The sequence below is a fragment of the Streptomyces sp. NPDC007983 genome, assembly GCF_042958345.1.
Classification (GTDB): Bacteria; Actinomycetota; Actinomycetes; order Streptomycetales; family Streptomycetaceae; genus Streptomyces.
On sequence record NZ_JBIBJI010000016.1, the window covers coordinates 177703 to 199162 of the forward strand.

Annotated in this window: 25 protein-coding genes; 15 read left to right on the forward strand and 10 right to left on the reverse strand. The window is 70.2% G+C overall.

All coding sequences use genetic code 11. The features are described from left to right. Positions 1–255 precede the first annotated feature (255 nt). The 4 genes from ACFZCY_RS35330 to afsQ1 all read right to left on the reverse strand — a co-directional run bounded on the left by ACFZCY_RS35330 (position 256) and on the right by afsQ1 (position 3955). Entirely contained in the window at positions 256–831 is a 576-nt protein-coding gene (locus ACFZCY_RS35330) for a VanZ family protein (RefSeq protein ID WP_391182758.1), read from the reverse strand. A gap of 175 nt (positions 832–1006) precedes the next feature. Next, entirely contained in the window at positions 1007–1624 is a 618-nt protein-coding gene (locus ACFZCY_RS35335) for a hypothetical protein (RefSeq protein ID WP_391182761.1), read from the reverse strand. Then, positions 1621–3135, reverse strand: a complete 1515-nt coding sequence (locus ACFZCY_RS35340; RefSeq protein ID WP_391182872.1) for an ATP-binding protein — start codon at positions 3133–3135, stop codon at positions 1621–1623. The genes ACFZCY_RS35335 and ACFZCY_RS35340 overlap by 4 nt, the downstream gene beginning before the upstream one ends. A 142-nt stretch (positions 3136–3277) precedes the next feature. Continuing rightward, complete coding sequence (afsQ1, locus tag ACFZCY_RS35345) at positions 3278–3955, reverse strand: two-component system response regulator AfsQ1 (protein WP_009717259.1); 678 nt, start codon at positions 3953–3955, stop codon at positions 3278–3280. Between the two features lie 197 nt (positions 3956–4152). Here afsQ1 and ACFZCY_RS35350 point away from each other — a divergent pair, with 197 nt between their 5' ends. After that, the gene (locus tag ACFZCY_RS35350) at positions 4153–4947 is read left to right on the forward strand and encodes a SigE family RNA polymerase sigma factor (protein ID WP_391182764.1); all 795 of its coding nucleotides are present in this window, start codon (positions 4153–4155) and stop codon (positions 4945–4947) included. A 270-nt stretch (positions 4948–5217) separates the two neighbouring features. After that, positions 5218–5532 (forward strand): SCO4225 family membrane protein, encoded by a 315-nt coding sequence (locus tag ACFZCY_RS35355; protein ID WP_391182767.1) that lies wholly within the window; start codon positions 5218–5220, stop codon positions 5530–5532. A 17-nt stretch (positions 5533–5549) separates the two neighbouring features. On the opposite strand, the gene ACFZCY_RS35360 is transcribed toward ACFZCY_RS35355, so the two are convergent. Next, positions 5550–6278 carry an SDR family NAD(P)-dependent oxidoreductase gene (locus ACFZCY_RS35360; protein ID WP_391182771.1) on the reverse strand — a complete coding sequence of 243 codons (729 nt, stop codon included), beginning with the start codon at positions 6276–6278 and terminating at the stop codon, positions 5550–5552. Between the two features lie 104 nt (positions 6279–6382). Here ACFZCY_RS35360 and ACFZCY_RS35365 point away from each other — a divergent pair, with 104 nt between their 5' ends. Together ACFZCY_RS35365 and ACFZCY_RS35370 are read left to right on the forward strand one after the other, a co-directional pair. Continuing rightward, positions 6383–7513 (forward strand): AsnC family transcriptional regulator, encoded by a 1131-nt coding sequence (locus tag ACFZCY_RS35365; protein WP_391182776.1) that lies wholly within the window; start codon positions 6383–6385, stop codon positions 7511–7513. A gap of 203 nt (positions 7514–7716) precedes the next feature. Further along, on the forward strand, positions 7717–7938 hold the full coding sequence (locus ACFZCY_RS35370; protein ID WP_391182779.1) for a hypothetical protein: 222 nt from the start codon (positions 7717–7719) through the stop codon (positions 7936–7938). A 176-nt stretch (positions 7939–8114) separates the two neighbouring features. On the opposite strand, the gene ACFZCY_RS35375 is transcribed toward ACFZCY_RS35370, so the two are convergent. Then, positions 8115–8747, reverse strand: a complete 633-nt coding sequence (locus ACFZCY_RS35375; RefSeq protein ID WP_391182782.1) for a uridine kinase — start codon at positions 8745–8747, stop codon at positions 8115–8117. A 141-nt stretch (positions 8748–8888) separates the two neighbouring features. Between ACFZCY_RS35375 and ACFZCY_RS35380 the strand changes: the two genes are divergently transcribed. From ACFZCY_RS35380 to ACFZCY_RS35425, 10 genes are all read left to right on the forward strand, one after another. Next, positions 8889–10118: a helix-turn-helix domain-containing protein gene (locus tag ACFZCY_RS35380; protein ID WP_391182785.1), complete on the forward strand. Its 1230-nt coding sequence runs from the start codon at positions 8889–8891 to the stop codon at positions 10116–10118. Between the two features lie 57 nt (positions 10119–10175). After that, positions 10176–10616, forward strand: coding sequence for a hypothetical protein (locus ACFZCY_RS35385; RefSeq protein WP_391182788.1), 441 nt, complete (start codon positions 10176–10178; stop codon positions 10614–10616). A gap of 62 nt (positions 10617–10678) precedes the next feature. Further along, entirely contained in the window at positions 10679–11467 is a 789-nt protein-coding gene (locus ACFZCY_RS35390) for a radical SAM protein (RefSeq protein WP_391182791.1), read from the forward strand. A 260-nt stretch (positions 11468–11727) separates the two neighbouring features. Next, positions 11728–11907, forward strand: coding sequence for a multiple cyclophane-containing RiPP AmcA (gene amcA, locus ACFZCY_RS35395; RefSeq protein WP_391182794.1), 180 nt, complete (start codon positions 11728–11730; stop codon positions 11905–11907). Positions 11908–11998: 91 nt separating this feature from the next. Next, entirely contained in the window at positions 11999–12694 is a 696-nt protein-coding gene (locus tag ACFZCY_RS35400; RefSeq protein WP_391182797.1) for a pentapeptide repeat-containing protein, read from the forward strand. Between the two features lie 30 nt (positions 12695–12724). After that, a complete protein-coding gene (locus ACFZCY_RS35405) occupies positions 12725–13150 on the forward strand; it encodes a hypothetical protein (RefSeq protein WP_391182800.1) in 426 nt (141 codons plus the stop codon). A gap of 155 nt (positions 13151–13305) precedes the next feature. Next, positions 13306–14031: a nucleotidyltransferase domain-containing protein gene (locus tag ACFZCY_RS35410; RefSeq protein ID WP_391182803.1), complete on the forward strand. Its 726-nt coding sequence runs from the start codon at positions 13306–13308 to the stop codon at positions 14029–14031. A 103-nt stretch (positions 14032–14134) separates the two neighbouring features. Beyond that, positions 14135–14740 (forward strand): TetR family transcriptional regulator C-terminal domain-containing protein, encoded by a 606-nt coding sequence (locus ACFZCY_RS35415; RefSeq protein WP_391182806.1) that lies wholly within the window; start codon positions 14135–14137, stop codon positions 14738–14740. A gap of 10 nt (positions 14741–14750) precedes the next feature. Then, positions 14751–15422 (forward strand): enoyl-CoA hydratase-related protein, encoded by a 672-nt coding sequence (locus ACFZCY_RS35420; protein WP_391182809.1) that lies wholly within the window; start codon positions 14751–14753, stop codon positions 15420–15422. Positions 15423–15473: 51 nt separating this feature from the next. Continuing rightward, on the forward strand, positions 15474–15917 hold the full coding sequence (locus ACFZCY_RS35425; protein WP_391182813.1) for a hotdog fold thioesterase: 444 nt from the start codon (positions 15474–15476) through the stop codon (positions 15915–15917). A 60-nt stretch (positions 15918–15977) separates the two neighbouring features. Here the strand turns inward: ACFZCY_RS35425 and ACFZCY_RS35430 are convergent, their stop codons facing one another. The 4 genes from ACFZCY_RS35430 to deoC form a co-directional block, all read right to left on the reverse strand. After that, the gene (locus tag ACFZCY_RS35430; RefSeq protein ID WP_391182816.1) at positions 15978–17207 is read right to left on the reverse strand and encodes a GNAT family N-acetyltransferase; all 1230 of its coding nucleotides are present in this window, start codon (positions 17205–17207) and stop codon (positions 15978–15980) included. 149 nt (positions 17208–17356) lie between these two features. Further along, on the reverse strand, positions 17357–18217 hold the full coding sequence (locus tag ACFZCY_RS35435) for an aldehyde dehydrogenase family protein (protein WP_391182819.1): 861 nt from the start codon (positions 18215–18217) through the stop codon (positions 17357–17359). Then, positions 18210–19643: an aldehyde dehydrogenase family protein gene (locus tag ACFZCY_RS35440; protein WP_391182821.1), complete on the reverse strand. Its 1434-nt coding sequence runs from the start codon at positions 19641–19643 to the stop codon at positions 18210–18212. The genes ACFZCY_RS35435 and ACFZCY_RS35440 overlap by 8 nt, the downstream gene beginning before the upstream one ends. 6 nt (positions 19644–19649) lie before the next feature. Continuing rightward, on the reverse strand, positions 19650–20645 hold the full coding sequence (deoC, locus tag ACFZCY_RS35445; protein ID WP_391182824.1) for a deoxyribose-phosphate aldolase: 996 nt from the start codon (positions 20643–20645) through the stop codon (positions 19650–19652). Between the two features lie 156 nt (positions 20646–20801). Here deoC and ACFZCY_RS35450 point away from each other — a divergent pair, with 156 nt between their 5' ends. Further along, a complete protein-coding gene (locus ACFZCY_RS35450; RefSeq protein WP_391182827.1) occupies positions 20802–21455 on the forward strand; it encodes a PH domain-containing protein in 654 nt (217 codons plus the stop codon). The last annotated feature ends 5 nt before the right edge of the window (positions 21456–21460 follow it).

Consider the following 21460-nt stretch of genomic DNA (forward strand, 5'->3'; position numbering starts at 1 on the left):
CCCACCCCCCGGGCCGGGCGGGCAACCGCGCCACCCCGGGGGGGCCAAAACACCCCCCCCACAACCCCCCCCGGGGGGGGGGGGCCCCCGCCCCCCCCCCCCCCGGGGGGGCCCCCCCCCCCCCGGGGGGGGGCCCCCCCGGCCGCGTCGTCACCGGCTTCCTGGTGTCACCGGCTCTCTGCCGTCACCAGGCCTCGCGGTAGGAATCCTCCGCCGGAAGGAGGATCCACGGTGGCCCGAGCTGATACCTCCACGCTAGGTATGCGAGCCGGATGAGGCGTCGCTCCAGGGTGCGAGGCCGACCCTGGTCCTCGTCGGGGTCACCGCCCGGCCGCTCTCCTCCCGGGGGAGGGCCGCGCCCCTGGTTCCGTCCCTCCGGCGGCGGACCAGCGTTCGTACGGCGGGCACCACCAGCAGATGCGCGAGCGCGACCCCGACGGTGTTCAGCAGCAGCGCGTCCACGCTCACGATCTGGCCGGTCACCTCGCTGCGCAGCAGCGCGATCGCCATGGCCGTCATCGCCCCGGTGAAGGTCGTCCGGACGAACGAGGCGAACGGGTACGCGTCCACCCGGCCCCCCGCCAGCGGCAGCAGCACCCCCAGCGGCGCGAGCAGCAGCAGCCCCCCGCCGATCGAACGGGCCGCGGCCCACGGGGTGAGCGCCAGATCGGCGCGGATGGCGCCCAGCGGTTCCAGGGTCTCGGCCGTCACCCACGGCACGGTCAGCGGGCGCAGGGTCAGCCAGCAGACGAACGCAAGGTGAGCGACGAGGAGAACGAAACCCGCGGCGCGGTAGCGGAAGGCGGCCCGACGGCCGAAACGACCCTGCACGTATCTCAGGACGCGACCGGCCCGGCTCCCGGTTCCGTACGCACCTCGCTGGTCAGTAACGGGTTACCGACGAGTTGGTCACCGGGTCGCCACGGCGAACGGCCCAGGAACCGGCGGCGAACCGCAGGGAATCAGTCAGCCCGCCGGTCAGGCCATCGGTCAGGCCATCGGCCGGTCAGGACACCAGCACCCCGGAGTTCACCGCGACCTCCGGACGGCTCCGCATCTCCTCCGTGCACTCGTACCGCTTCAGCGGATCCCGGTCACTCTCCGGACCGCCGAGCACCACCTTGTTCTGCTCGTCCGCCGCCGCCGAGCCCGCGAACGTGCAGATGATCTGCGCCAGCGCGTAGGACGGCAGCTCCTCCGGCGGCCGGTTCAGCCGCAGCGCCTCGTCCGGATCGCCCTTCGCCGGGCCGGAGACCGTGACCCAGTCCTCCACCGCGGTGGAGAACCCGGCCGAGGACTCGGCCGCCGTGGGCGGCTGCCGCAGCTGCTCCAGCAGCGCCCGGGCCGCCGCCACCCGCTCGATCGGCGCCTTCTTCCCCGGCAGCTGCGCGTTCCTGTTCACCGACAGGATCCGCGAGGTGCACAGCAGATAGATCCGTACGGAGATCCGGCCCGCCCCCTCGGCGGCCCGCCCCGTCTCCGGCGCCCGGCACGACGCGCGCGAGGGCGCGGCCCCGGCATCCACCGGCACCGACGTGCCGCGTATGCCGCAACCGGCCGCCAGCAGTGCGACCACCACGGTCAGCAGCAGGGCGGCGGCCCGCCGGGTCGCTCGCGGCCTCATGACGCGCCCCCTTCGTTCGTACGCCCCTCGTCGCCCTTCCGCTCCTCGCGCTTCCGTTCCTCGCGCTTCCGCTCCTCGCCCTTCCGCTCCTCGATCGAGGCGAGGCGCGAGGCGTCCATGGGCAGCCGCAGTGTGAAGACGGCCCCGCCCTCCGGCGAGTTCGCGGCGCTGATGTCGCCGCCGTGGATGTGCGCGTTCTCCATCGCGATCGACAGCCCGAGACCGCTGCCCTCCGAGCGGGGCCGGGAGGCGCTGGCCTTGTAGAAGCGGTCGAAGACATGCGGCAGCACGTCCTCAGGAATACCCGGGCCGTGGTCCCGCACCTTGATCAGCAGGTCGTCGCCCTCGGGGATCACCGAGACCCGCACCGGGGAGCCGCCGTGCTTGAGCGCGTTCCCGATGAGGTTCGCCAGGATGACGTCCAGCCGCCGCGGGTCCAGCCGGGCCACGATGCCGCGCGCCGCGTCCAGCTCCACCGCGTCCAGCCAGGCCCGCGCGTCGATGCACGCCGTCACCTGGTCCGCCACGTCGACGTCGTCGAGCACCAGCCGGGCCGTGCCCGCGTCGAAGCGGGTCACCTCCATCAGGTTCTCCACCAGGTCGTTCAGCCGCCGGGTCTCGCTGACCACCAGCTGCACCGCCGGGGCGATCATCGGGTCGAGGGAGTCGGCCTCTTCCTCCAGCACCTCGCTGACCGCCGTGATCGCGGTGAGCGGGGTCCGTAGCTCATGCGACATGTCCGCGACGAAGCGCCGGCTGGACGCCTCCCGCGCGCTCAGCTCCGCCACCCGCTTCTGCAGCCGCTCCGCGGCCCGGTTGAAGGTGTGCGACAGATTGGCCAGCTCGTCCGAGCCCGAGACCTGCAGCCGGGTGTCCAGATGCCCCTCGCCCAGCCGGTTCGCCGCCTCGCCCAGCCGCTGCACCGGCCGCAGCACGGTGGCCGCGGCCGCCTGCGCGAGCAGCGCGGAGCCGACCAGCGCCAGGGCGGTGGCGATGCCCAGCGACCAGGCGAGCGAGTTCAGGTCCTGGCGCTCGGTGTCCAGCGACTTGAGCATGTAGCCGGTCGGCCCGCCCCCGTTCACCTTCGCCCCGCCCACCAGATACGGGGTGCCGTCCAGCGTGATCCGCTGCCAGTAGAGGTGGTACGGGGCGGACCGCGAGCCCTCGGCGGCGCGCCGCTCGTCCACCGCGCGGCGCAGCACCCCCGGCACGGCCTTCATGGTGAACAGATCCGGCGCCGAGGCCGCCGGGCAGGGGCCCTTGTCCCGGGTCCGGGTGACCAGCAGCACCTCGTACTTCTGTGTGTTGTCCGCCATGCGGTCCGCGGCGTCCTGCAATTCGGGACAGGTCGGCCTGGAGGGCAGCGGATCGGTGTCGTCCTTGAGCGACTTGCGGAACTCGTCCAGTGCCGCGTCCTGGGTGCGGGTCAGCACCGCGTCACGGTTCAGCCAGTACGCGATCGCCGACGCGGACACCGCGGCCGCCAGCGCCACCAGGCCGAACACCAGCATCAGCCGCAGCCTCAGGCTGAGCCACCGCAGAATCCCCGCGGCCCAGCCCCGCGCCCGGCCGGGCTCCTCGTTCACACCGCTCAATTCCGTATGTCTCCGCCCCACCTGTGCGCAGCGGCGTACGCGGCCGCGTCCCTCACCCTCACGCCGGAGCGTCCAACCGGTATCCGACCCCACGCACCGTGCGGATCAGCGTCGGCGACGACGGCACGTCCTCCACCTTGGCGCGCAGCCGCTGGACACACGCGTCCACCAGCCGGGAATCACCCAGATAGTCGTGTTCCCACACCAGCCGCAGCAGCTGCTGCCGCGACAGCGCCTGCCCCGGCCGCCGGCTCAGCTCCAGCAGAAGCCGCAGCTCGGTGGGGGTGAGCTGAAGATCCTCACCGTTCTTGGTCACCGTCATGGCCGCCCGGTCGATCACCAGGCTGCCGAACGACGCCGCGTCGTTCGCCTCCCGCTCGCCACGGCGCAGCACCGCGCGGATACGGGCGTCCAGCACCCGCCCCTGCACGGGCTTCACCACATAGTCGTCCGCGCCCGACTCCAGCCCCACGACCACGTCGATGTCGTCGTTGCGGGCCGTCAGCAGAATGATCGGCAACTGGTCGGTGCGGCGGATGCGGCGGCACACCTCGAAGCCGTCGATCCCGGGCAGCATCACATCCAGCACGATCAGGTCCGGCCGCTGCTCGCGCAGCAGTTTCAGGCCATCCTCGCCCGTCGCCGCCGTCGCCACACGGTGGCCCTGGCGGGACAGGGAGAGCTCGAGGGCCGTGCGGATGGCGTCGTCGTCCTCGATCAGCAACAGGAAAGGCACGTTGGTCATTCTGGCCTACAAGGGGCCTGTAGTTCGACCGTCGGGAACGCGCGACCTTGATCCCCTGTGACGAGCCTGTGACAGTCGGCAGACAGCGCCATGAAACTGGTTCGGCAAAGTCTTCTGTGCACCGGCCGGAACGAGCGGCCGGGCAGCCAGCAGACGACCGAGCAGGCTCCACCGACGGGGGGCGCGACATGAGCACACTGCACTTCACCCACGACAGCGCAGTCATTCGCACGCGCCTCCACGACGCAGGCCGGAGCGCGGAGAAGTCCGGTGCCGTGAGCGGGCGGGGGTGCGCTCGCGGCACCGGGCGTCAGCGGCCGCCGTACATGGTGGCCATTGACGCGAAGCCGGGGGCCGGGGAGGGCCCCGGGGGGCACGGGGGTCCCGGGGGGGACCACGGGGGCGGCAACGGGGGCAGCTCGTACGGGGAGGCGGCGGGGGAGCGGCGCACGCAGAGCGGGGCGGAAGCGGAATTCACCGCGTACGTCCAGGAGCGCCGCGCCTCCCTGTACGCAACCGCCTACCACCTGACCGGCGACCGGTTCGAGGCCGAGGACCTGCTGCAGAGCGCGCTGTTCTCGACCTACCGGGCCTGGGACCGGATCAGCGACAAGGCCGCGGTCGGCGGCTATCTGCGCCGCACCATGACCAACCTGCACATCAGCGCCTGGCGCCGGCGCAAGCTCAACGAGTACCCGACGGAGGAACTGCCGGAGACGGCGGGCGACCAGGACGCGATGCGCGGCACCGAGCTGCGCGCCGTGCTCTGGCAGGCCCTGGCCCGGCTGCCCGAACTCCAGCGGACGATGCTGGTGCTGCGCTACTACGAGGGCCGGACGGATCCGGAAATCGCGGACATACTCAACATAAGTGTCGGCACGGTCAAGAGCAGTATCTGGCGCTCGCTGCGCCGGATGCGCGAGGACGACACCCTCAGCTTCGGCCGTGACGAGGAAGAGTCCTTCGGCGAACTCGTCGCCTGAGGGCAGGGGGAAAACGGGGGCCGGTGCTCGGGGGAGCGCCGGGAGCATGGGAAACGGGGAATCGGGGATAACGGGGATAACGGGGATAACGGGGGACAGAGAGAAACAGGGGAAAATCGGGGGAAACGGGATCGGGGGATCCCAACGGGGGAGAGCGGGTCCGGACGGCCGGGGGGTCTGTCCGGGCCCGTTCTCGTGTGCGGCCGTACGGAGCGGTTTGAGTACGGATACTCATGCCCGCGTATCGCCCGTTTCGGCAGGCTGAGTCGCATGCTGATCCGCAGGAAAACACGCGACGTCCTACGACGCGTCCTCGATGTGGTCGCAGGCGACTGGCTCTCCCGCGGCTACCTCGCCGTGGTCTTCGCCCTGCTGGCCTGGGCCTGGGCGGACGCGAGCTTCTTCCCCTACGACGACGCCTCGTTCGCGGCGGTCGTCCCCGCCCTGTTCACGGCCCCGGCCAGCCTGCTCTTCGTCCTCCTCCCGGAGGGCACCGAGAGCTCCTACTTCGGCCTGGTCACCGCGGCCGCCATGCTCAACGCCACCGCCATCACCCTCCTGGCCCGCACGGCCCGCAGCGCCTAGCCGGCCCCCGGCCGCGTTCACCACGGCACGGTCTCACCCCACCGATCCAGGTAGGCGAGGCCGGGCTTCCCCAGCCTCGACAGCAGCACGTCCACCACCCGCGGGACGGTCTCCTCGATGGTGAACGGCGCGCCCGGCCCTCCCAGAGCCGTGCGGACCCAGCCGGGCGCCATGAGGACGAAGGCCCGCTCGGCGGTCCCGGACTGCTGGGCCTGCCGGGCCGCGAAGCTGCGCAGGAACATGTTCAGGGCCGCTTTGCTGCCCCGGTAGACCTCGCGCATTCCGGTCGCGTTGTTGGTGATGCTGCCTTGTCCGGAGGACATCGCCCCGATGAGTCCGGTCGGGGACACCAGGTCTTCCAGCGTTTCGATGACGCGCATCGGGCTGAGCGCGTTGGTGACCATCACCTCGACGAAATCGGCGGTGGGAACCGCTCCGATCGGCGTCTGTTCGTTGTTGGTGGTCCCCGCGTTGACGAAAAGCACGTCGAGTTCGCGTGGTGCGAGGCGTTCGCGCAGGGATGCCGACTGAGCGGGCTCGTTGATGTCGAGATGCTCGACGCGGATGCGCCCGTCGGAGCGGTGCGCCAAATCGTGCAAGGGCGTTCGAGCGGTGGCGTTCCGGACGGTTCCGATGACGTTCCATCCCCGGTCGAGGAATTCGGCCGCCATCGCGTGACCGAGACCGCGCGACGCCCCGACGACGAGAGCGGTCGGTGTGTGCCGGTCCGCGTCCTTCGATGACACTCCGCGTCATCTCCCTTCTTCGCATCGTGAGCTGATGCGCGTCGAGTTTTCCGCCGCCCGCCCCTCAGGGCACGTCCGGTGCGCGTATTTGTACGATCGCCCGCGTGACGGGACCCTTCATGACGGAATCCGCCGCTGTGCGGCCCGACGATGTGCGGATCATGCGCGCACTCCAGGTCGCTCCGCGGGCCTCGTTCGCCTCGATCGCGGCGGCGCTCGGCCTCACCGAATCTGCCGTCAGCCGCCGCTACCGTCGGCTGCGCGCCGATGGCGTCATCCGCGTCGCCGGTGTGGTCGATCCCGGGGCGCTGGGGCAGAGCAAGTGGCTGGTGCGGCTGCGCTGCCGCCCCGGCGGCGTCACGGCGATCGCCGACGCCCTCGCGCGGCGCGACGACGTCAGCTGGGTGGCCCTCACCGCCGCGGGTTCCGAAATCACCTGCGCGGTCCGGTCGCGCACCCGGGAGCAGCGCGAAGATCTCCTCGGTCAGCGCCTGCCGCGCACCGCGTCGGTGATCGACATCAATGCGGCCGCGATGCTCCGTCAGTTCGTCGGGGGGCGCGGCCACTACTGGGCCGCGCTGCGCGGCACGCTGACTCCGGAGCAGGAATCGATGCTCGGGAACGACGGCCCTCCGTTCACGGAAGCTCCGGTCGTCGCCCGCGAACCTCTCCGGCTCACCGCCGAGGACGAGAAGCTGCTCGACCTGCTCGCCGCGGACGGCCGCGCCGGCCTCGTCGACCTTGCCGCGGCCGCCGGCCTCACGCCCGGGCGCGCATCACGCCGCCTCGACGCCTTGCTCCAGCGCCGCGTCGTCCACATCGACGTCGAGATCGCCGCGGCGGCCCTCGGCTATCAGACCCAGGCGAACCTGTGGCTCCACGTGCACCCGTCGGCGGTCAAGAGCGTCGGACGCGCCCTTGCGCGGGAGCCCGGGATCGCCTTCGCCGCGGCCGTCTCCGGGCCCCACAACATCCACGCCGTCGCGCACTGCCGGGACCTTGACGAACTCTTCGAATTCACCACCGACCGCATCGGGTCCCTGCCCGGCCTCCAGAGCATGGAGGTCTCTCCCCTGCACCACCAGGTCAAGCAGGCCGGCACGCTCCTGTCCGGCGGCCGTCTCGTCGAGCCGTCCCGCAGGGCCGCGAAGCGGTCGGACGCGGCGGCCGGCGGAGGTCGTCGGGGGCCAGGACTTCCGCGCCGCGCGCGGGAATCTTGCCCTCCAGTGGTCTGAGGGAATTCTGGTTCCTTGGGCAGCGCGTTTCTTTGCTTTTCCCTAGTATGGCGTCGACAAACGGCAATATTCGGGGCAGTCGATACCCGCCCATTGATACTCTCCTTTTCGTCGCCCCTGTCGCCCGGAACGCGGGCCGTGCGGGGTCGAAATGACGGATCGTGTATTTCCATACTCGATTGGAGAGTCTTATGAAGAAGGCCATGCGCGTGAAGGCGCTCGCCGTAGCCGCGGTTGCCACGGCTGCCGTTGCCCTGCCGCTCGCGACGGCGGGCACCGCCTCCGCCGAGACCCGTCTCCTTCCGCACTACACGCACTCCTTCCTGGAGTGCCAGACGCTGGGCAACCGGGCGGCACAGGCCGGTCAGCTGACCGGCTTCAACTGTGTCCAGGAAGGCAGCTGGGTCGTCATGTACCCCTGGTAAACAGCGCTTCCAGCGGCCCTTTTCCGGCCGTGTGCTGAATACGCCGGCGGGGCGCCACGATTCCGAGGCGCCCCGCCTTTCGTATCGCGTGAAAGCCGTCGCCCCGCGGGCGTACCGACTGAATGCCGCACCGCCGCCCTCAGCCGGTACGTGCCGCGGAACGAGGCCCGCGCTTCTCAAGCCCGTACATTCTCCCGGTGCCGCCCCGCCGTGGCCGCCGCCGCTATCCGCTCCAGCGCCTCGTCCCGGCCGCACGCGTACGCGCCCAGCGCCGTCTGCCGCTCCACGATGCCGCGCTCCGACCGCATCAGCCGCCAGCCCCGCCGCACCAGATACGGCGCCGACTTGCGCCCCTCCCGCAGATCGCGCGTCAGCCGCCGCCGGAACGTGGTCGAGGGTCGCCCCCGCAGACAGATCGCGTCTGCCAGCACCCCCAGTGCCCGGCACCGTTCGATGATGTCCGCCGCGAAGATCCCCTCCGCCACGAACAGCGCCGCCGACCCGATGTCCATCGGCTCCTCGCCCACCCGCGAACTGGACGCGATGTCGTACACCGGCACCGTCGTCCGCGACGTCCGGCACAACGCCTCGACCGCCGCCATCGCCGCGTCCGTGTCCCACGCCAACGGCGAGTCCCAGTCGGCCCCTTCACCCCCGGCGAGCTGCGGGAGCGTCGGATCGTCCCCCTCCTTGTAGAAGTCGTCGAGATTCAGCACGGGCAGCCCGGTGCGGGCCGCGAGGGACGACTTTCCCGAACCCGAGGGCCCGGTGAGCAGGACGACGCGCGCGGAGTCTGGATGAAGGGTCACGGAACACCAGTGTGCTGCATCCCCGTCGCCCCCTGAGCCCACGGGGACGGGCCCTGTTCGGCACTGTTCCCGTTCACGGCCCCGGCGTCGTGTGGGTACGGTTCGGGTGACGAACTGGGACGGATGGGAGGGCATGCGCTGATGCTGGAGGAAGCCGAGGAGATCGGGCGCCGGGTCCGCCGGGCACGGCTGCGGCTGGGGATGCCCCAGGCGGACCTGGCCGCAGCTCTGGGCAAGACGCAGGGCTGGGTGTCGAAGATGGAGAACGGTCTCATCGAGCTGGACCGGGTCGGTCTGCTCAACCTGGTGGCAGCCGAGCTGCACGTTCACCCGAACGACCTTATCGGCCGGCCGTACAACAGCTCCCCGGCGGAGAATCAGTGGCAGGTGTCCGCCGCGTCCATCCTCCGGGAGCTGCGCCGGTACGACCTGACGCCCGTTTTCGACGGTACGCCCCGTTCGTCCGGCGAGCTATGGGGTGAGGTGTCCCGGCTGCACAGACTGCGAGACGCGGCGGCGAACGTCGCTATTCTGCGGGTGCTGCCCGATTTGTTCCGCGAAGCCCGTGCGCTGGCGGAGGTCGCGTCGGGGCATGAGCGGGAAGAGGCCTACGCGATCTACGCGGTGTGCTGCAAGTTCACGCATACCGCCGCACATGCGCTCGGCCACCCCGAACTGATCGCCATGGCCTGTGAACGTGCCGCTTGGTCCGCTCGGCTCTCGGGTGACCCGGTGCTCCCCGCCGTGGCCGACTGGATGCGGGTCTGGGACATGTGGCCCACCGCTGACTGGTCGGACGCTGTGATCCTCTCAGACAAGGCGCTTGCCGGAATCCAGCGCGACTACGAGCGGGGCGAACCGCTGGCCGTACGCGCATGGGGCAGCCTGCAACTCAGGGCGGCGGTGTCCGCGGCACGAGGCGGGCGGGCGGGCGAGACGGAAGACCGCATCGCCCACGCCAGGACAGCCGCCGACCGCATCGGCGGCCACGCGGGACCTCCCGTCTACGATCGGCATTCACTGACGTTCTCTCCTGGCAACGTCCAGGTTCACGCCATCAACGTCGCGCTGGAGCTGGGCAAGCAGAACAAGGCCCTCGACATCAACCGCCGTACCAGCCCGGAGCTGATCGCGGCGCTGCCCAACTCCCGTCGGGGTCACCACCACATGGACCTGGCGCGTGCTTGGCTGTGGGACGGCCATCGCGACAAGGCCCTCACCGAACTGGAAACCGCCGAACGGATCGCCCCCCAGCTCGTCCGCAACCACCCCATCGCCCGCTCCACGCTGCGGAGCATTGTCTACGCCGAACGGGCCACCACCCGCGAGAAGCTGCGTCGTATGTCCGACCGATTCCGTCTGGACGGGTGAGGGCGGTATTCCTCCGATTCATAGTCGCCCCTTGACGCCCTTCTAGCGTCAGGGGACATGACTGGACGATTCCTCCCTCATCTTCCGGCGCAAGGCGCCGGGTTAGGGACAGCGGCTCCCTTCTACCCACGGCTGGGCGACCTGGCCCACGACACCGCTCGCGATGGCCGGATCGGTGTCGTGGTGGCTCTGCCCGGTGACGGCGCGGCCACTTATCACCTCAAGCCCCCTGGCGGCGGGCGCGAATGGGCGGCTCCCGCGGACGGATCCACCCTGCGGCCGGTACCGGCCATGGTCACCCATCTGACCCCGATCAAACGCGACGCTGTCTACGATCACCGTGCCCAGCAAGGAGCTCTTCCGGTCCGGGTGCACCGCGAGGACGGCAGCACCAGCGAGTCGGTTCTCGTCCTCACGCCGGACGAGATCGAGCTGTATCACCACCAGTTCGCCAGGATCATCGATCAGCGGGAAAAGTCCCGTCGGGACTGTCTGTGAGCGCCGCTGGGTGTTCCGCAGGCCGTGTCGGGCGGCTCGCCGATGTTCCCGGCGCTGTCATCATGCAGCCGACCACCCTGTGCCTGCCGCTCGACTGCCAGTACTGCTATCTGCCGTTCCGCAAGGTCGAACAGCGCATGCCGATTGAGGTGGCGCAAGCCGTGGCTGCGTCGGTCAACACGTGGGGCCGAGATGATTCGCGGTTCGAGGTGGTCTGGCATGGCGGGGAGCCGCTGTCCGTCGGTCGCGAGTATCTCGGCGAGTTGATGGCGCCGTTCGAAGGTGTCAAGCACAGTGTCCAGACGAATGCAGCGCTGATCAACGACGCCTGGTGTGAATTCCTGCTGGCTCGGAACGTAGGTGTGGGGGTGAGTATCGACGGGCCGGAGGATATGAACACGCGCAGGGTAAATCGCGGGGGTCGGCCTGCTCATCGTGTGATCACGCGAGGTATTGAGCGACTGAAGGCGCACCATATGCCCTTCTCGGCCATCGCTGTGATCAGCGATCCTGATCCTGCTCGGGCGGCCCGGTTCTATGAGTTCTTCGTCGACCTGGGATGCCACTCGCTCGGAGTCAACGTTGAAGAGTGCGAGGGGGTGAACGCCCCGGCCCGCGTTGTGGCCCCTGAGCGGATTGTCGAGTTCTGGGCGGCGCTTACGGAAGCCTGGGAGGCCAATCCCATAATCCGGCTGCGCGAGGTGTCGCGAGTTCTGGAGTTCGCCGCGACTGTCTTGGAGGGGGCATCCGGATCAGTGCCCGTGGTGAGGCGGTGGGATCCGCTGCCGACCATCGCTCATGACGGGGGCGTGGTCATCCTTTCCCCGGAGTTGTCCCGGTTTCGCCGATGAGCGGTTCGGCGACTTCACTTCCGGAAACGTCCTGCGTCACGGGTTGGACCGGTTGATGGCGGAAGCCGAGCTGCGGACCCCGTGGCTGGCGGAATTCTGGCGCGGCATCGACGCGTGCCGGGACAACTGCGGGTACTTCGCGTTTTGCGGCGGCGGCCACCCGGCGAACCGGTACTTCGAGCACGGGGGGCGTTTGGATGGCACCCGGACGCACTACTGTACCTCGGCGAAGATCGCTTTACTGGAAGGAGTCACCAAGCATGTCCGGACCCACGGCTGCTGACCTCGTACTCGCCTCCGCTGGTCGGTTCCGGGCCCTGGTGCGGCAAGGTGACAGCCAGCCGGCCGTGGCAATGTTCGACAACCGCCCCACCTGGGCCAATTCGACACCGACCTTCGACAACCGTCCGACATGGGACAACTGGAACAAGAAGAAGTAGCCTCGGGCGGCCCAAGGAACGACCACTGGGCCGCCCGCCCCGTCGGCCGCAACGTTGGAGACAGACCATGAACAGTCGGACCTTCGGTCGTGTGACTCTGGACCTGCCAAACCTCGATGAGCCGGGTCTGTATCTCTCCAATGTTCAGTCACTCGAAGGGGGGCGGGGCGGGGTTCAGGCCTTCCGGTACGCAGATGCCGATGTGCGTGCACTTGATCTCACGGATTCCCAACTCGTGACCGGTCGTATCACGGCGTTGCGGGCTGCCAGTGTGCACTTTGAAGGGCTGCGACTGCATTCCATCGAGATTGACGGTTGCCAGTTGGCCTCAGCGTGCTGGCGTGACTGCAAGATTTCGCGGGTCCGCTTCCGTGACTGCAAGATGATGGGTGCCGCCTTGACGGCATCGTCCATGGATAACGTTCTCTTCGAGAACTGCAAGCTGGACTACGCGACCTTCGAGAATGTCCGGGCGACAGGGCCGGTTGTGTTCTCTGAGTGCGTTCTCACGGAAACGTCATTCATTGACTGCGACCTTTCCGGGGTGGTGCTGGATTCCTGTGCCATGCGATTGACCGGGTTCACCCGGGGTCAATACCGAGGACTCGATCTACGCGGCAACGACCTCTCCACCGTGCGTGGTGTCCCCGCACTGGCCAAAGTGATTATCGACCGAGCGCAGCGGACCGAACTGACCGAGGCCCTTCTCGGTGAACTCGATGTGACCTATGGCGAAGATCTTGAAGGCAACCGTCGACCCTGGAAGAGGGAACCGACATGGGATTGAGTATCGCGTTCGATGACATCACCGCCTTACGTGAGCGCTGCCACGACCATCACGACCACTGTCAACCATGCGAACGGGCTCCGTATCGGGCTGCACGTCGACAACTGGGACAGGCTCCCGTACAGCAGGAGACACACCAGTCGTCGCCGACTCTGCATCAATCTCGGCCCCGGCACCCGGTACCTTCTTCTCGCCGACGTGGATATCAGGCAGATATGCCGGGCCATGCAGGATCATTGCGACGACCGGTATCCGCATACCGACGATCTCCGGCGCTACGTCAGTGATCACCACCCGATTCGGTGCCTCAGGCTCCGCCTTGGCCCGGGCGAAGGGTATATCGCTCCCACCGAACTGCTGCCGCACGATGGCTCCACCGAGGACCAGGCCGAACCGTCCTCGGCCGCGTTCTGGCTCGGCCATTGGCAGCGCGGGGTTCTTCCCTCATTGGTGTGACGCATCTTCGAGGGGACGAACCCCTTCGTCGCATCCATCCCAGACCGGGCGGGAGCTTGGCGCATTCTCCGCTCCGCGTGACGATGCCGGTCGCCCCTCTTCCGTGCTGGGTGACAGCGCCTGCGGACATAATCGGGCTGGCACGATGAGCGTCCATGAATGCTCAAGCGGACCCGGTGGTCCAAGCGCTGCGGCTGGTCACGAGCCGCTGCCCGGGCGCCCTGGGCGCGATCCTCGGCGGCTCGGCCGCCCAGGGCCGCGCGACTCCCGCCAGCGATCTGGACGTGGCGGTCCTGCTCCCGGACTCGGACACCAGCCGCCGCGAGGTCGTGCGCCACGACGGCCGCTTGGCCGAGCTGTTCTTGCACACCCTCGCGGACCTTCCCGAGGTCTTCGAAGGGGACAGAGCCCGCCGCCGGGGCACGGTCCTCTTCATCTACGACCAGGGCCTCCCCCTGTTGGATCCCCACGGCCACCTGTCCCGTGCCCGCCACCGGGCCCGAGCCGCCCTCGCGGCCGGTCCACCACCGCTCACCCCGGCCGAGCGGGAACGAGGCCGCTACCTCCTCACCTGCTTCATGGACGATCTGCTCGACACCCGACCGGCCGACAGATACGAACAGCTCTCCCTTGCCGACGCCACCCTGCGCGAGGCCGCGCACCTGCTCACCGACCACCACACCGCCTGGACGGGCATCGGCAAATGGCTCCCCCGCAGACTGCTCAGCGCCGACTCGGCGCGGGGCAGCGCCCTGCTGGGTGGCCACCGGACCGTGGCCGAACACGGTGACCCCGCCCCCTTGGCGGCCGCGGCCGAGCAGGTCCTCGCCCTGCTCGGCGGGCCGCTGCGTGAGGGATACGCGCAACGATGGGGTGGTTGATCAGGGCTTGGTAGTGGGGCGACGGAAGCACGGATACCCCCCCTTGCATGTTCTATGCCATACCCCATAAGTTACCGGCAGGTATATCGGAAGGGGTGAGCAGGTGAGCCCGCGCAGGAGTGACAGCCGGGACCGGATGATTCTCAGCGCCGCCGCCCTGCTGCGCGAGCATGGCGCGAGCGCGACCAGCATCGACCGGGTGCTCGCCCACAGCGGAGCGCCGCGCGGCTCGGTGTATCACCACTTTCCCGGCGGACGGACGCAGCTCATCGACGAAGCGGTCGCGCTGGCGGGCGACTTCATCGCGGGGCTGATCGATGCCGCCATGCAGGCCGACGATCCGGTGATGGCCGTCGACGCGTTCTTCGCGTTGTGGCGCGACCGGTTGGTGGACAGCGGCTTCCGGGCGGGCTGCCCGATCGTGGCGGTGGCCGTGGAGACCAACGACGAAGCACCCCAGCTCGCTCGGTCCGCCGCCACCGTCTTCGCCCGCTGGCAGGAGGCCCTCGCCGAACTGCTCGTCCGGCACGGCCTGACCGAGGAGCGCGGCCGAAGGCTCGGTGCCTTCATCATCGCGGCGGTCGAAGGCGCCGTGATCATGTGCCGGGCCGAGCAGAGCACCGCTCCGCTGGAGGCTGCCGCCGCCGAGATCCACGACCTGCTGCTCAACGCCCTGCACCACCGGCCCGAGGCCGGATCCCGGCCCTGAAGGAGTCGTCATGACCTCGCTCGACCGTCAGGACAACGTCTTCGTCCTCGATCTGGGAGACGACGAGAACCGCTTCCACCCCGACTGGATCGCCGCCGTCAACGCCGCGCTCGACGAGGTGGAGAAGGCGGAAGGCCCCCGCGCTCTGGTCACCGCCGCCACGGGCAAGTTCTGGTCCAACGGGCTCGACCTGGACTGGCTGTTCGCCCACGCCGACCAGCACCAGGACTACGTCGTCTCCGTCCACGAGTTGTTCGCGCGGATGCTGTCGCTGCCGGTCATCACGGTGGCCGCGCTCCAGGGCCACACGTTCGCCGCGGGCGCGATGTTCTCCCTGGCCCACGACTTCCGCGTCATGCGTGCCGACCGCGGCTACTGGTGCCTGCCCGAAGCGGACATCAACATCCCCTTCACTCCCGGCATGTCCGCCCTCATCCAGTCCCGGCTGGCGCCGCGGACCGCGCACGAGGCCATGGTCACCGCCCGCCGCTACGGCGGGTCCGACGCCGAGGCTGCCGGCATCGTCGACCAGGCGGTCGCCGAGGACGCCGTGCGCTCCACCGCCATCGCCCTTGCCCAGGCCCAGGTGAACAAGGCCGGTGACACCCTCGGCACCATCAAGGCCCGCATGTACGTCCCGGTCCTGGCCACCCTGCGCGACACCGCCGACCCGCTCGGCTGACCAACACCGCGCCGATCCCCGCACGCCCCGGCACCACCTAGGAGAACGACCGTGACCACCACCGACCCCGCAGCCATGACCGGCCTGGAACTGATGCGCTGGGTGCAGACCGAACGCCCCACCGACATCCCGTCCATAGGCCGCCTGCTGGGCATGCGCTTCGACGAGGTCGAGCACGGCCGCATCGTCATCTCCCTCGACACCCGCCCCGACTTCGCCAACCCCCTCGGCACCGTCCACGGCGGCATCGCCGCCACCCTCCTGGACTCCGCCATGGGCTGCGCCGTCCACACCACCCTCCCCGCCGGGACCGGCTACACCACCCTCGAACTCAAGGTCAACTACATCCGCGCCGCCCGCACCGACGGACAGAGGCTCACCGCCGAGGGCACCGTCATCCACGCCGGCCGCCGTACCGCCACCGCCGAGGGCAAGGTGCTGGACGACCAGGGCAAGCTGATCGCCCACGCCACCACGACCTGCATGATCCTTTAAGACGCCCTCCGGCACGGACGACGGGCTGACGAGAGTTGTGCAGGGTCGGCGAGCGCGCGGTCAGAACCAGTGCAGGCAGTGCGGGGGGTAGTCGGTGCGGAAAAGTGCGTCGGCGAGGGCGGCCGCGTCCGAGTGGTGGGCCCGGATGCGTCCGGCACGCACGAGCGTGCTCGGGGCGGTGCCGCCGAGGTAGACCGATCCCAGGTCGCTCACGTCCAGGGACAGGTCGGGCTCCTGGTCCGTCGGGACGCAGTCGGCCTTGCCCTCCCGGACGGTCAGCAGGTAGCGGCCGTGCTCGCCGAGGAACGGGTCCTCGACGTCGAGGACGAGCTCGCCGTCCATGAACCAGCCGCGCGCGGTCAGCGCACGCGGGACGTCCAGCAGCCGCGCCCAGAGCCAGTCGGTGTCGCCGCTCACCTCGCCGGCGCGGAAGTCCGCGAACTGCCAGCGCAGCGGGTGCTGGGGCGGGACGTGCTTGAACACGACCTGAGAGACCAGGTCGTGGCCGAGCACGAACCGGGCCAGGGCCGTGAAGACGGCGTCGTCGCTCGCGATGGTCTCGTCGACCGTCAAGGTGCCGGCGTCGACCGAGTAGCTGGCGTACCCGTCCGGTACGCCGCCGGCGTCCCGGTGGACGGCGACGTAACGCGGTGCCGGAGAGATCGGGGGCTGCCCCGCGCGCGAGGCCCACCAGCGGTGCGGCCGGGACAGCGCGCCGGGCTGGGCGCGGCGATACCGGTCGTAGACCTCTTCCAGGATCTTGCCGCACTCGGCACGACGCAGCACCTCGACCGGGCCGTTGCCCGGGCCGGTCGCCGGTGCGCCGGCCGTTCCGCGAGCCCGGGGGAGGGCGAGGGCGGCCCGGTGGCGCGGCACGGTCAGCCGCTGCGTGTAGGTCGCCGGTCCGTAGCCGAACCTGCGGTAGATCAGGGCCTCGGAAGCCAGCAGTACGGAGAGGAACTCCCCATGGGCCCGCAGCTCGGTGAGCTGATGGCGCATCATCGCGCTGAGCACGCCCTGTCGCCGGTGCGAGGGCAGGACGCCGACGGCGGTCACTCCGGCGGCCGGGGCGAGGATCCCACCCGGCAGGGTGAGCTCGAAGGAGTACGCGCCGGCGGTGCCGACGGGCCGCCCGTCCGCCGTCAGGGCGAGCAGGTTGCGGTCCATTTCGAGCGCCGACCACCAGGCCCCGCCGTCCTCAGCCGGGGTTTCCGGGAAGATCCCGAACGCGGCGTGGAGTGTGTCGACGAAGACGTCGAGATCCTTGTCGGTCGTGGGACGTATCTCCATCGCTGCCGCTGCCTCCTCGGGATACCGGCACCACGACTGGCGGTGCCCGGCCACCATGCAGCGTCGACCCGTGGCCCGGTCAAACGAATTACGGCTCAGCCGGCGGAGCGCGGGCCGCCCCCGTACGGGGGCCGGGGGCGGCGTACGCGTCAGACGCCCATGGGGTGCCAGACCGTCTTCGTCTCCAGGAAGGAGAGGAGGCGGCCGGTGCCCGGGTCGGCGGGCCAGTCCACAGGGTGTGGACGGACCACGCGCTTGAGGTTGTCGGCGGCGGCCCTCTCCAGGTCGGCCGCCAGCTCGGGGGCCGCGCCCGTCAGGTCGATCGCGTTGACGTCCTGGTGGGCGGCGAGCGGGGCGGCCAGTTCGGCGGTGCGGCCGGAGAGGATGTTGACCACGCCGCCGGGGAGGTCCGAGGTGGCCAGCACCTCGGCCAGGGAGAGAGCGGGAAGGGGGGCCTTCTCGCTCGCCACGACGACGGCCGTGTTGCCGGTGACGATCGCGGGGGCGACGACCGAGACCAGGCCCAGGAAGGAAGAGCCCTGGGGGGCCAGGAGGGCCACGACGCCGGTCGGTTCGGGGGTGGAGAGGTTGAAGTACGGCCCGGCGACGGGGTTGGCCGAGCCCGCGATCTGGGCGACCTTGTCGGACCAGCCCGCGTACCAGACCCAGCGGTCGATCGCCGCGTCGACCGATGCGGTGGCCTTCGGCTTGGACAGGCCCTCCGCGTCCGCCACCTCGTGGACGAACTGATCGCGGCGGCCCTCCAGCATCTCGGCGACGCGGTAGAGGATCTGGCCGCGGTTGTACGCGGTGGCCCCGGACCAGCCGCCGAACGCCTTGCGGGCGGCGACCACCGCGTCGCGGGCGTCCTTGCGGGAGGCCAGGGGGGCGTTGGCCAGCCAGCGGGCCTTGGGATCGGTCACCTCGTACACCCGGCCGCTCTCGGAACGCGGGAACTTCCCGCCGACGTACAGCTTGTAGGTCTTGAAGACGCTCAGACGGTCAGACATCGAGATATGCCTCCAGGCCGTGGCGGCCGCCCTCGCGGCCGTAGCCCGACTCCTTGTAGCCGCCGAACGGCGAGGCGGGGTCGAACTTGTTGAACGTGTTGGACCAGATCACCCCGGCGCGCAGCTTGCTCGCCATCTCCAGGATGCGCGAGCCCTTCTCCGTCCAGATGCCCGCCGACAGGCCGTACGGGGTGTTGTTCGCCTTCGCCACCGCCTCGTCGGGGGTGCGGAAGGTCAGCACGGACAGGACCGGGCCGAAGATCTCCTCGCGGGCGATCCGGTGGGCCTGGGTGACGCCGGTGAAGAGAGTGGGCGCGAACCAGTAGCCGGAGCTGGGCAGCTCGCACTCGGGGGCCCAGCGCTCGGCGCCCTCGGCCTCGCCCGCGTCGGCCAGGGTGCGGATACGGGCCAGCTGCTCGGCGGAGTTGATCGCGCCGATGTCGGTGTTCTTGTCCAGCGGGTCACCGACGCGCAGCGTGCGCATACGGCGCTTGAGCGCGTCCAGCAGCTCGTCCTGGACGGACTCCTGGACCAGCAGGCGGGAGCCCGCGCAGCAGACGTGGCCCTGGTTGAAGAAGATGCCGCCGATGATGCCCTCGACCGCCTGGTCGATCGGCGCGTCGTCGAAGACGATGTTCGCGGCCTTGCCGCCCAGCTCCAGGGTGACCTTCTTCTGCGTACCGGCAACCGTGCGGGCGATCGCCTTGCCGACCTCGGTCGACCCCGTGAAGGCCACCTTGTCGATCCCGGGGTGGGCGACCAGCTCGGCGCCGGTCGAACCGTCGCCGGTGACGATGTTGACCACGCCCTTGGGCAGGCCCGCCTGGCGGCAGATGTCCGCGAAGAACAGGGCGCTCAGGGGCGTCGTCTCGGCGGGCTTCAGCACGACCGTGTTGCCGCAGGCCAGCGCCGGGGCGATCTTCCAGGCCAGCATCAGCAGGGGGAAGTTCCAGGGGATGACCTGGCCCGCCACACCCAGCGGCCGGGGGTTCGCACCGTAGCCCGCGTACGCGAGCTTGTCGGCCCACCCCGCGTAGTAGAAGAAGTGCGCGGCGACCAGCGGCAGATCGGCGTCCCGCGACTCGCGGATCGGCTTGCCGTTGTCCAGCGACTCCAGCACCGCCAGCTCGCGCGAGCGCTCCTGGATGATCCGCGCGATACGGAACAGGTACTTGGCGCGCTCGGCGCCGGGCAGCGCCGACCAGCCCTCGAACGCCTTACGGGCCGCCTTCACCGCACGGTCCACGTCCTCGGCGCCTGCCTGGGCGACCTCCGACAGGACCTCCTCGGAGGAGGGGGACAGGGTCTTGAAGACCTTCCCGTCACCCGCCTCGCGGAACTCGCCGTCGATGAACAGCCCGTACGACGGGGCGATGTCGACGACCGCGCGGGACTCGGGAGCGGGGGCGTACTCGAAAACGGGCATGGCGTATCAGTCCACCGTCACGTAGTCGGGACCGGAGTACCGGCCGGTGCTCAGCTTCTGGCGCTGCATCAGCAGATCGTTCAGCAGACTCGACGCGCCGAAGCGGAACCAGTCCGCGGACAGCCACTCCTCGCCCAGCGTCTCATTGACCATCACCAGGTACTTGATGGCGTCCTTCGAGGTACGGATGCCACCGGCGGGCTTCACCCCCACCTGCACCCCGGTCGCGGCGCGGAAGTCCCGGACCGCCTCCAGGAGGACGAGGGTGACCGGCGGCGTGGCGTTGACGGACACCTTGCCGGTCGACGTCTTGATGAAGTCGGCGCCCGCGAGCATCGCCAGCCAGGACGCGCGGCGCACGTTGTCGTACGTCTGCAGCTCGCCGGTCTCGAAGATGACCTTGAGGTGCGCGGCGCTGCCGTCCGGGCGGACGCACGCCTCCTTCACCTGCCGGATCTCCTCGAAGACCTCCAGATAGCGGCCGGAGAGGAACGCCCCGCGGTCGATCACCATGTCGATCTCGTCCGCCCCGGCGGCCACCGCCTCCCGGGTGTCGGCCAGCTTCACGGAGCGGGCCGCCCGGCCGGACGGGAACGCGGTCGCCACGGCCGCCACATGGATGCCGCTGCCGCCCAGGGCCTCCTTCGCGGTCGCCACCATGTCGCCGTAGACGCAGATCGCCGCGACCTTCGGGACGGAGCGGTCGGTGGGGTCGGGGCTGATCCCCTTCGCGCACAGCGCCCGGACCTTGCCCGGGGTGTCCGCGCCCTCCAGGGTCGTCAGGTCGATCATCGAGATCGCCAGGTCGATGGCGTACGCCTTCGCCGTGGTCTTGATCGAGCGGGTGCCGAGGGTCGCGGCACGGGCCTGCAGGCCAACCGCGTCGACGCCCGGCAGGCCGTGCAGGAAGCGGCGCAGCGCGCTGTCGGTGGCGGTCACGTCCGCCATCGACGCCAGTCGCTCCGCGGCCTCTTTGCCGTATGCGGGAACAGTGGTGGGCATGGTCACCACCTGAGCATATCTACGCGCGTAGCGGTATGTCACCCCCCGGCCTTGATCGGGCCCGGGCCGGATCAAGGCCCGGCCCGGGCCCGATCGTGCTCGTTCCGTGTTGATCCCGAGGCCCAAGGGGACGGACCGTGCGGCACAATCGGCCCCATGACGAGCCCGGACGACCCCGCCCACCCTTCGCAGCCCGACGAGGAGCCCACCTCGTACGCCGACCGCGTCTACCGCTCCCCGGGCGGCATCGTGGGCGGCGTGCTGCTGCTCGGACTCGGCGGCTGGCTCGGCATCGACGCCATCCTGCGCGGCGAGGGCCGCACCCCGTGGCTCGCCCTCGCCGGGCTGCTGTTCGCGGTGCCCGTGGTGATCGCCTTCACCGTGCGCCCGGCGGTGTACGCGGGCGCGGACCGGCTTCTCGTACGCAACCCCTTCCGCACCATCACCCTCCCCTGGGGCTCCGTCGACACCCTGCGCGCGGGCTACACCAGCGAAGTGCTGGCGGGCGGCGCGACGTACCAGCTGTGGGCCGTCCCCGTCTCGCTGCGGCAGCGCAAGCGGGCCGCCCGGCAGCAGAGCCGCGACGCGGCGGCGGGCTCCTTCGGCCGTACGCCCGGCGCCTCCGGCCCGGGCGCGACGGCGGACCGCCGCGCCCAGGCCGACCAGACCATCGGCGATCTGCGCGAACTGGCCGAGTCCAACGCGGCCCGCGACGGCGCGCAGGGCGAGCCCGAGGTGCGCTGGGCGTTCGAGGTCATCGCGCCCACCCTGGCCGGGGCGGTGCTGCTGGTGATCATGCTGCTGATCTGAGGGCG

Coding starts and splice junctions, on each gene's coding strand:
- ACFZCY_RS35335 (WP_391182761.1), bottom strand. CDS start 1,624: ATGAGGCCGCGAGCGACCCGGCGGGCCGCCGCCCTGCTGCTGACCGTG.
- ACFZCY_RS35340 (WP_391182872.1), bottom strand. CDS start 3,135: ATGCTGGTGTTCGGCCTGGTGGCGCTGGCGGCCGCGGTGTCCGCGTCG.
- ACFZCY_RS35350 (WP_391182764.1), top strand. CDS start 4,153: ATGAGCACACTGCACTTCACCCACGACAGCGCAGTCATTCGCACGCGC.
- ACFZCY_RS35355 (WP_391182767.1), top strand. CDS start 5,218: ATGCTGATCCGCAGGAAAACACGCGACGTCCTACGACGCGTCCTCGAT.
- ACFZCY_RS35370 (WP_391182779.1), top strand. CDS start 7,717: ATGCGCGTGAAGGCGCTCGCCGTAGCCGCGGTTGCCACGGCTGCCGTT.
- ACFZCY_RS35380 (WP_391182785.1), top strand. CDS start 8,889: ATGCTGGAGGAAGCCGAGGAGATCGGGCGCCGGGTCCGCCGGGCACGG.
- ACFZCY_RS35385 (WP_391182788.1), top strand. CDS start 10,176: ATGACTGGACGATTCCTCCCTCATCTTCCGGCGCAAGGCGCCGGGTTA.
- ACFZCY_RS35390 (WP_391182791.1), top strand. CDS start 10,679: ATGCAGCCGACCACCCTGTGCCTGCCGCTCGACTGCCAGTACTGCTAT.
- amcA (WP_391182794.1), top strand. CDS start 11,728: ATGTCCGGACCCACGGCTGCTGACCTCGTACTCGCCTCCGCTGGTCGG.
- ACFZCY_RS35410 (WP_391182803.1), top strand. CDS start 13,306: ATGAATGCTCAAGCGGACCCGGTGGTCCAAGCGCTGCGGCTGGTCACG.
- ACFZCY_RS35420 (WP_391182809.1), top strand. CDS start 14,751: ATGACCTCGCTCGACCGTCAGGACAACGTCTTCGTCCTCGATCTGGGA.
- ACFZCY_RS35430 (WP_391182816.1), bottom strand. CDS start 17,207: ATGGAGATACGTCCCACGACCGACAAGGATCTCGACGTCTTCGTCGAC.
- ACFZCY_RS35435 (WP_391182819.1), bottom strand. CDS start 18,217: ATGTCTGACCGTCTGAGCGTCTTCAAGACCTACAAGCTGTACGTCGGC.
- ACFZCY_RS35440 (WP_391182821.1), bottom strand. CDS start 19,643: ATGCCCGTTTTCGAGTACGCCCCCGCTCCCGAGTCCCGCGCGGTCGTC.
- deoC (WP_391182824.1), bottom strand. CDS start 20,645: ATGCCCACCACTGTTCCCGCATACGGCAAAGAGGCCGCGGAGCGACTG.
- ACFZCY_RS35450 (WP_391182827.1), top strand. CDS start 20,802: ATGACGAGCCCGGACGACCCCGCCCACCCTTCGCAGCCCGACGAGGAG.